Origin of the sequence: Curtobacterium flaccumfaciens UCD-AKU, assembly GCF_000349565.1 — a bacterium.
Classification (GTDB): Bacteria; Actinomycetota; Actinomycetes; order Actinomycetales; family Microbacteriaceae; genus Curtobacterium; species Curtobacterium poinsettiae.
In genome coordinates, this window is sequence record NZ_KB714612.1 from 97,123 (window position 1) to 105,888 (window position 8,766).

Sequence of the window (8,766 nt, forward strand, 5' to 3'; positions counted from 1 at the left end):
GGCACCGCGCCTCCAGTCAGAGACCACTCGCGTTACGCGACCTGCTCCTCGGTCTGCGGGTCGAACAGGCTGGACGCCTCGTGGCGCTCGATCGCGGCCGCGACGAGCCCCGCGAACAGCGGGTGCGCATCGGTCGGACGCGAGCGGAGCTCCGGGTGCGCCTGCGTGGCGATGTAGAACGGGTGCACGTCGCGCGGCAGCTCGACGTACTCCACCAGCGTGCCGTCCGGCGACGTGCCCGAGAACACCAGGCCGGCATCCGCGATCTGCTCGCGGTACTTGTTGTTCACCTCGTAGCGGTGACGGTGCCGCTCGGAGGCCTCGGGCGCACCGTACAGCTCCGCCGCCAGCGACCCTTCGGTGAACGACGCCGGGTACAGGCCCAGGCGCATCGTGCCGCCCAGGTCGCCACCGGCGATGATGTCGACCTGCTCCGCCATCGTCGCGATGACCGGCGTCGAGGTCTCCGGGTCGAACTCGGTGCTCGACGCGTCGGTCAGACCGACCTCGTGGCGGGCGTACTCGATGACCATGCACTGCAGGCCGAGGCACAGGCCGAGCGTCGGGATGCCCTGCTCACGCGCGAACTTCAGCGCGCCGAGCTTGCCCTCGATGCCGCGCACGCCGAACCCACCCGGGATGCAGATGCCGTCGACGTCGCCGAGCTGCTTCGCCGCGCCCTCGGGGGTGGTGCAGTCGTCGGACACGACCCACTTCAGCGTGACCTTCGCGTCGTGCGCGAAACCACCCGCACGGAGCGCCTCGGTGACGGACAGGTAGGCGTCCGGCAGGTCGATGTACTTGCCGACCAGCGCGATCGTGACGTCCTTCTTCGGCTCGTGCACGGCCTTCAGCACAGGCGTCCAGGCGGTCCAGTCGACCGGACCGGCGTCGAGCTTGAGCGCCTCGACGATGACCTGGTCGAGACCCTGGTTGTTCAGCAGCGTCGGCAGGTCGTAGATCGAGGGGACGTCCACGGCGTTCACCACGGCGTCCTCGTCGACGTCGCACATCAGCGCGATCTTGCGCTTGTTCGACTCCGACACCGGACGGTCGCTCCGCAGCACGAGCGCGTCGGGCTGGATGCCGATCGAGCGGAGGGCGGCGACGGAGTGCTGGGTCGGCTTGGTCTTCTGCTCACCCGAGGCGTTCATGAACGGCACCAGCGACACGTGCACGAAGAACACGTTGCTGCGGCCGAGCTCGTGCCGCACCTGACGGGCGGACTCGATGAACGGCTGCGACTCGATGTCGCCGACGGTGCCACCGACCTCGGTGATGATGACGTCGGGCTGCGGGTCGTTCTGCGCCTGCTCGCGCATCCGGCGCTTGATCTCGTCGGTGATGTGCGGGATGACCTGCACCGTGTCGCCGAGGTACTCGCCGCGACGCTCCTTGGCGATCACCGTCGAGTACACCTGACCGGTCGTGACGTTCGCGGCCTGCGACAGGTTGATGTCGAGGAAGCGCTCGTAGTGCCCGATGTCGAGGTCCGTCTCCGCGCCGTCGTCGGTCACGAAGACCTCGCCGTGCTGGAACGGGTTCATGGTGCCCGGGTCCACGTTGAGGTACGGGTCGAGCTTCTGCATGACGACCTTGAGGCCGCGAGCAGTGAGCAGGTTGCCGAGGCTGGCCGCCGTCAGGCCCTTGCCGAGAGACGAGACGACCCCGCCGGTCACGAAGATCTGCTTCGTCACCTTCGGGGTCGAGTTCGAAGAATTGGTACCGCCGCTGAGAGTGTCCGCCACGGGATTCCATCGTACGTCAGAACTGCCGGGAGGCGCGACCCCGGTTCGCCGTGGGCGTTGCGCGGGTAGGTGGCTGGGTCACCGTGCCGTGGCCGGGTCGCCGGGCCGTGGCCCGGTCACCGGGCCGTGGCCCGGTCACCGGGATCAGGCAGGTCTGGCCGTCAGGCCCGCTGGCCGGCCACGTCGAGCAGCTCGCGGGCGTGCTCGATGCCGCTGGCGCTGTCGCCGAGCCCGGAGAGCAGCCGAGCCATCTCCTGCAGCCGGTCCTCGCCTTCGAGCCGTCGCACACTCGACGAGGTCACGGCACCGCTGGCGTCCTTCACGACGTTGAGGTGGTTGTTCGCGAACGCGGCGACCTGGGCCAGGTGCGTGACGACGATGACCTGCGTGCGCTCGGCGAGCTTCGCCAGCCGCCGGCCGATCTCGATGGCCGCCGCCCCACCGACACCCGCGTCGACCTCGTCGAAGACGAAGGTCGGCACGGTGGTGCTGCCAGCCATGACGACCTCGATCGCGAGCATCACGCGCGACAGCTCACCACCGGACGCCCCCTTGCCGATCGGCCGGGGGTCGGTGCCGGAGTGCGGCTGGAGCAGGATCGTCACCTGGTCACGGCCGTGGCGGCGGTACTCCCCCGCGTCGGTGACCTCGACCACCAGGGTCGCGCCACCCATCGCGAGGGTCTTCAGCTCGGCCGTCACACGCTTCGCCAGGTCGGCCGCCGCCTTGGTACGCGCCGTGGTGAGCGCTGCGGCGGCGGACTCGAGCGCCTGCTCATCCTGCTCGACCGACCGCTGCAACGCCGCGATCCGGTCGTCGTCGCCGTCGAGTTCGAGCAGCCGGTCACTCGCGCGCTGACCGTAGGCGATGACGTCGTCCACCGTCTCGCCGTACTTGCGGGTGAGGCCGGCCAGCAACGCCCGGCGTTCGTTGATGAGTTCGAGGTCGTGCCCGGCTTCGGGTTCCAGGGAACCGAGGTAGCTCGAGATGCTCGCCGACGCCTCGGCTGCCTGGATGCCCAGCTCCGTGAGCTGCTCGAGCACCGGCTGCAGGGCACTGTCCGACGACACCACACGCTCGACGGCACGGCGCGCGGACTCGACCAGGCCGACGACGTCCGAGACGCCGTCGAGGGACTCGCTGGACAGTGCCTCGTGCGCCAGGGCAGCCGACAGCCGGAGCTCCTCGAGGTTCCCCAGGCGCTCGGCGCGCTCGGCCAGCTCGACGTCTTCCCCGGGCTGCGGGTCGGCGGCTTCGATCTCGTCGGAGGCCGCACGGATCCGCTCGGCCTCGGCCACCCGGTCGTCCCGGTCACGGACCAGGACCTCGAGTTCACCGGCGTGCTGCTGCCAGGCGTCGTACGCGGCCACGTACCGGGCAAGGGCCTTCTCGAGCGAGGATCCCCCGAACCCGTCCAGCGCCGCCCGCTGCGCGGTGGCCGAGGTCAGGCGGATCTGGTCGGACTGCCCGTGCACGGTGACGAGCTGGTCGGCGAGTTCACCGAGGACCGCGACGGGGGCACTGCGACCGCCGACCGTGGCACGGCTGCGCCCCTCGGCGGAGACCGTGCGGGTGAGGATGAGCTCGCCGTCCTCGACGGTGCCGCCGGCGTCCTCGACACGTTCGGCGACCGCGTCCTGCTCGGGGACGTGCCAGCGGCCTTCGACGACCGCGCTCGACGCGCCACGGCGAACCGAACCGGCGTCGGCCCGCGCACCGAGCAGCAGCCCGAGTGCGGTGACGATCATCGTCTTGCCTGCACCGGTCTCCCCGGTGACGACGGTGAAGCCCGGCCCGAGTTCGAGCGTGGTCTCACCGATGACACCGAGGTCGCGGATCGCGATCTCCTCGATCATCGGTCGTCCTCCGTGCTCATCGGGTGTTCTCCGTGCTCATCGGTCGTCCTCGTCGCTCTGGGGGCCGCGCCACCCGGCGACGGGCAGCTGGAACTTCGCGACCAGCCGGTCGGTGAACGGGGCGTCCTTGAGCCGGGCGACGCGCACCGGGTCGGGCGAACGCCGGACCTCGACGCGGGCACCCGGGGGCAGGTCGTGGGTGCGGCGTCCGTCGCACCAGAGCACGCCGACGCCGCTCGTGCGCCGCAGGACCTCGATCGCGAGCGTGCAGTCCGGCCCGACGACGATCGGACGGGCGAACAGGGCGTGGGCGCTCAGCGGCACCATGAGCAGTGCGTCCACATCGGGCCACACGATGGGGCCACCACCCGAGAACGAGTACGCCGTGGAGCCCGTCGGGGTCGACACGACCACACCGTCACAACCGAAGGACGACAGCGGGCGCCCGTCGACCTCGGTCACGACCTCGAGCATCCGCTCACGGGACGCCTTCTCGATCGTGGCTTCGTTCAGCGCCCAGCTCGAGTAGACGATCTGGTTGCCCACGACGACGTCGACCTGCAGGGTGACGCGTTCCTCGACGTTGTACTCGCCGGACAGCGCACGCTCGACCGTCTCGGCAAGACCGTCGCGCTCGCTCTCTGCCAGGAACCCGACGTGCCCCAGGTTCACGCCGATCAACGGAGCACCGGTGTTCCGGACGAGTTCCGCGGCGCGGAGGATCGTGCCGTCGCCGCCGAGCACGATGACGATCTCGAGCTGGTTCGGCTGGACGTCGACGCCCAGGATGTCGACCTTGCCGACCGACGCTTCGGCGCGGCGGATGTCCGCGTACTCGTCGAAGGGCATGACGGGCGTGAGACCGGCGGCGTGCAGGAGGTCGCAGACCTCGACCGCGGCGTCGATCGAGTCGCGGCGACCCGTGTGGGACACGAGCAGGATGTGCCGTTCGTCGCTCATGAAGACCCTTCCGTGAGTTCGGTCGCCCGGACTCTCCATTCTGTCGGATTGCCCCCGACACCGCGCTGGAAGCGGGCCAGGTACTCGTGGTTGCCGTGGGTCCCGACGATCGGCGATGCGGTGAGCCCGCTGGTACCGAGGCCCTGGTCCCACGCCGCCCAGAGCACGTTCATGAGCGCGTCGTTCCGCAGCCCCGCGTCGTGCACGATGCCCTCGCGCACACCGCCGCGGCCCACTTCGAACTGGGGCTTCACCAGCAGCACGAACTCGTCCGCCGGGACGGCCTCGGCCAGCGCCGGCAGCACGAGTCTGAGCGAGATGAAGGACAGGTCCCCCACCACGAGGCTCGTGTCGGTGGCTGCGTCGTCGAGTGCCAGGTAGTCGGCGCGCGTGAGGTTCCGGGCGTTCGTCCCCTCGACCACGGCGACGCGCTCGTCGAGCGCGATGGTGGGGTGCAGCTGTCCGTGGCCCACGTCGAGCGCGATGACACGGCGCGCACCACGTGCGAGCAGCACCTGGGTGAACCCGCCGGTGCTCGCGCCGACGTCGAGCACGACACGATCGGCAGGGTCGACGTCGAAGGCGTCGAGCGCACCGACGAGCTTCCGGGCTGCACGCGACACCCATTCGTCCGCGGCGTCGACCTCGATCTCGGCGTCTGGCGCGACCGGCGTCGACGACTTGAGGACGGCACGCCCGCCGACGAGCACGCGGCCGTCCTGGATCAGCTTGCTGGCCACGGTGCGCGACCGAGCGAGTCCGCGTGCAGGGAGCAGCGCGTCGAGGCGGACCGGGGTCGCGTCGGGGACGGCTCCGTCCGGCTCAGGCACTCGCGGAGCCGCCGCTCTCGAGCCGCGTCCGCAGCTCGTCGTGCAGCGCGGAGAAGGCGTCGGCGCGATCGACGAGCGGGAGCGTCTCTGCCTCGGCGGTCCGCGCGGCGAAGGCGTCCTGCTGCTCGGGTTCGGCGGACGGCTGCTCGGGGTTCGGCACGTCCGACACGCTACTCGCCGCCGTACAGCTGCGGGTCGACGTCGAGGCCGTAGATGGCCAACTCGGACTCCCAGATGATCGTGGAGCCGGCGCGCAGTCGATCGATGTCCGTCCCGGCGTCGAGCACCCGGACCACGTGCCCGCGCATCGCCACCGTCGAGGTTCCGACGGTCACGTACCGGGTGCCGTCCTCGTCCTCGCGCCGCACCGTCTCCGGGTACGGCTGGGACAGGCCCCGGAGGTCTTCCAGCACGTAGGTGGGACGCGAGCGCTGATCGGCCGCGAGCACCTGCTTGGCCCGGTCGATGCCGGTGAGCACGAGCACGCTCGGGATCCCGACGTCGTTCGCGCCCTTGATGTCGGTGTCCAGCCGGTCACCGATGAACAGGGTCCGACCGCCGCCGAAGCGTTCCACCGCGGTGTCGAAGATCTGCCGCTCGGGCTTGCCGGCGACCACGGGCATGCGACCGACTGCCTGGTGCACGGCGGACACGAGCGTCCCGTTGCCGGGGGCGATGCCGCGCTCGACGGGGATCGACCAGTCCATGTTCGTCGCCACCCACGGCACGTCCTGGTCGGCCAGGGCGAACGATGCCTCGGCCAGTTCCTTCCAGCCGAGATCCGGCGAGAAGCCCTGGATCACTGCTGCGGGAGAGTCCTCGGCGCTCGACGTCACCGTGAACCCGGCTGCCTCGACGATGCTGGACAGGCCGAGCCCGCCGGTCACCAGGACGGTCGACCCGGCCGGCACCAGGGTCGCGAGCAGCTGGACGCCGGCCTGCGACGAGGTGACGACGTCGCCCTCGGACACCTCGAGCCCGTAGCGCTCGAGGTGTTCAGCGACGTCGATCGGGCGGCGCGATGCGTTGTTCGTGATGTAGCCGACCCGCGCCGTGAGCGATGCCCGGGTCAGTGCTTCGACCGCGTGCGGGATCGCGTTGCGGCCCCGGTAGACGACGCCGTCGAGGTCGGTGAGGACCACGTCGACGCCGTCCGTCAGCGACGCCGGGTGCTCAGCCGGCTGCGGAGCCGTCGACGTCGCGGGGGTTGTCGTCGTCGATCTCGCCGGGCTCGTCGGCTGCAGAGGTGTCGTCGTCGAGGTCGTCGACGGCTGGTTCGTCGTCGAGGTCGTCGTCGACATCGTCGGCGGAGTCGTCGTCGCCGCCGTCGAGTGCGTCGGTCGCGACGTCGTCGGTTCCGAGGTCTTCGGCGTCGTCGTCTCCGGCGTCTCCGGCGTCTCCGTGTACTTCGACTTCGATCGTTTCCTCGACCACATCAACTGTCTCCCAAGCGTTGTCGTCCGCGATTTCGGCGAGGGCCGCTACCGCGCGGTCCACTCGGGCCCACCACTCGTCGGCCTCGTCCTGTCGACCGAGCTCCTCGAGCGTGGCCGCGTAAGCACTGTAGAGCGCCGGGGACCACGTGTAGGCGGTGGACGGGTCGAGCTGTGGAATCTCCAGCTCGCCGAGCGCAGCTGTGGGATTCCCGAGGTCGAGACGGGCGCCGGACATGGCGATCGCGAGTTCGACCTGCACCGGTGTCTCGAGGGCCGACCGTTCGACCGAGCGGCCGAGTTCGAGCGCGCGCTCCGGACGTCCTAGGCCGCGCTCGCAGTCCACCATCATCGGCAGCTGGTCGTTGCGACCCGAGATCCGGCGGTAGGTGCGGAGCTCACGCAGGGCCGTGGCGAAGTCGCCGAGACGGTAGGCGGTGATGGCAGCGGTCTCACGGACGACACCGACCCGACCAGCACGACGAGCCGCGCTCAGCGCGTGCTGGTTCGCCGTCTCCGGGTCGTCATCGACGAACAGCGCAGCAGCCACCAGGTGACGAGCCACCCAGTCCGCGTTGTCCTTGCTGAGGGTCTTCAGCTCCATGCGGGCGGCCGGGTCGAGGTCGCGCGCATCGATCTCTTCGGGGATCTCCGGGTCCTCGTGACGCGGACGGATGGACTTCGTGCCGTACGGATCGCGGTCTTCCCAGTCGTCGCGGGCCGCTTCGCCGAAGCGCGCACCGGCGTGCCGGGAGCCGTCGCCGAACCGACGACGCTCCTCGCCACCATCGCGGCTGGAACGGTCCGAGGACCCGCCACGGAACGGACGGTCGGAGGAACCACCACGGGTCGGACGGTCGCCGTCGCGACGCGGGCGGTCCGAGGATCCGCCGCGGTACGGACGGTCACCATCACGAGCCGGACGGTCCGAGGATCCCCCGCGGTACGGACGATCGCCATCACGACGCGGGCGGTCCGAACCGCCCTGGAAGGGTCGGTCCCCGTCACGGCGCGGCCTGTCCGAGGACCCGCCACGGTACGGGCGATCGCCATCACGAGCGGGCCGGTCCGAGCCACCGCGGTACGGGCGATCGCCATCACGAGCGGGACGGTCCGAGCCACCGCGGTACGGGCGATCGCCATCACGAGCGGGACGGTCCGAGCCACCGCGGTACGGGCGATCGCCATCACGAGCGGGACGATCGGACGAGCCACCGCGGTACGGGCGGTCACCGTCCCGACGCGGACGGTCAGAGCTCCCACCACGGTACGGACGGTCAGCATCACGAGCCGGACGATCCGAAGACCCACCACGGTACGGACGGTCACCGTCACGACCCGGGCGATCGGCACCACGCGGACCATCCCCGCGCGGCGGACGGCCGGCGGCGCCACGATCACCCTGCCACGAGGGTCGGTCATTGCGGTCGCTTGACCGGAACGAACGATCGCCGTCACGACGCGGAGCGCTGTCCCGGCGGGGAGCACCATCGCGGAACGGACGGTCCCCACCTTGCGGACGATCGCGACGGTCACCCTCGCGACGCTCGAACTCACGAGGACCAGAGGACCACCGGCCGTTGCTCTGGCCGTCACGACGCGGAGCACCATCACGACGGGGGAAACGATCGCCGTCCCGCCGGGGTCGATCTCCGCGGTCGCCGTCGTTCCGCCGCTGATCGTCGTCGTTCGCCACCGTTGCTCCTCATCGCGTGCCCGGTGCAGTGCCTCGGGCGTTCATCCGCTGTGTCGTTGTGTTGGGTGCCGCGTCGGTCGCCCGACGGTGGTTCCAGTCCATCACGAACCGGAGCCGGCGTCGAGTGAACGGCGGCAGAAACAGAAATGGCCACCGGCCCCAACCGAGAACGAGGGTTTCCCCTGCGAATTCTCGATGGAGGGCCGATGGCCACATCTTTCTTACGTTAAGTCCGGCGGCGTC

7 protein-coding genes are annotated in these 8,766 nt (G+C 70.4%); all 7 read right to left on the bottom strand.

Annotation, left to right across the window (positions count from 1 at the left end; all coding sequences use genetic code 11):
* Nucleotides 1–32 precede the first annotated feature (32 nt).
* Nucleotides 33–1,748: a CTP synthase gene (locus H489_RS27270; protein WP_031259575.1), complete on the bottom strand. Its 1,716-nt coding sequence runs from the start codon at nucleotides 1,746–1,748 to the stop codon at nucleotides 33–35.
* A 161-nt stretch (nucleotides 1,749–1,909) separates the two neighbouring features.
* Nucleotides 1,910–3,604: a DNA repair protein RecN gene (recN, locus tag H489_RS27275; RefSeq protein ID WP_017886923.1), complete on the bottom strand. Its 1,695-nt coding sequence runs from the start codon at nucleotides 3,602–3,604 to the stop codon at nucleotides 1,910–1,912.
* 36 nt (nucleotides 3,605–3,640) lie between these two features.
* Nucleotides 3,641–4,564: an NAD kinase gene (locus H489_RS27280; RefSeq protein WP_017886924.1), complete on the bottom strand. Its 924-nt coding sequence runs from the start codon at nucleotides 4,562–4,564 to the stop codon at nucleotides 3,641–3,643.
* Nucleotides 4,561–5,394 (bottom strand): TlyA family RNA methyltransferase, encoded by an 834-nt coding sequence (locus H489_RS27285; RefSeq protein ID WP_017886925.1) that lies wholly within the window; start codon nucleotides 5,392–5,394, stop codon nucleotides 4,561–4,563. The genes H489_RS27280 and H489_RS27285 overlap by 4 nt, the downstream gene beginning before the upstream one ends.
* The gene (locus H489_RS38185; protein ID WP_156155395.1) at nucleotides 5,387–5,554 is read right to left on the bottom strand and encodes a hypothetical protein; all 168 of its coding nucleotides are present in this window, start codon (nucleotides 5,552–5,554) and stop codon (nucleotides 5,387–5,389) included. The genes H489_RS27285 and H489_RS38185 overlap by 8 nt, the downstream gene beginning before the upstream one ends.
* A 10-nt stretch (nucleotides 5,555–5,564) precedes the next feature.
* Complete coding sequence (locus H489_RS27290) at nucleotides 5,565–6,536, bottom strand: HAD-IIA family hydrolase (protein WP_200860516.1); 972 nt, start codon at nucleotides 6,534–6,536, stop codon at nucleotides 5,565–5,567.
* Between the two features lie 31 nt (nucleotides 6,537–6,567).
* The gene (locus tag H489_RS38505) at nucleotides 6,568–7,179 is read right to left on the bottom strand and encodes a hypothetical protein (RefSeq protein WP_235045670.1); all 612 of its coding nucleotides are present in this window, start codon (nucleotides 7,177–7,179) and stop codon (nucleotides 6,568–6,570) included.
* Nucleotides 7,180–8,766: the final 1,587 nt, after the last annotated feature.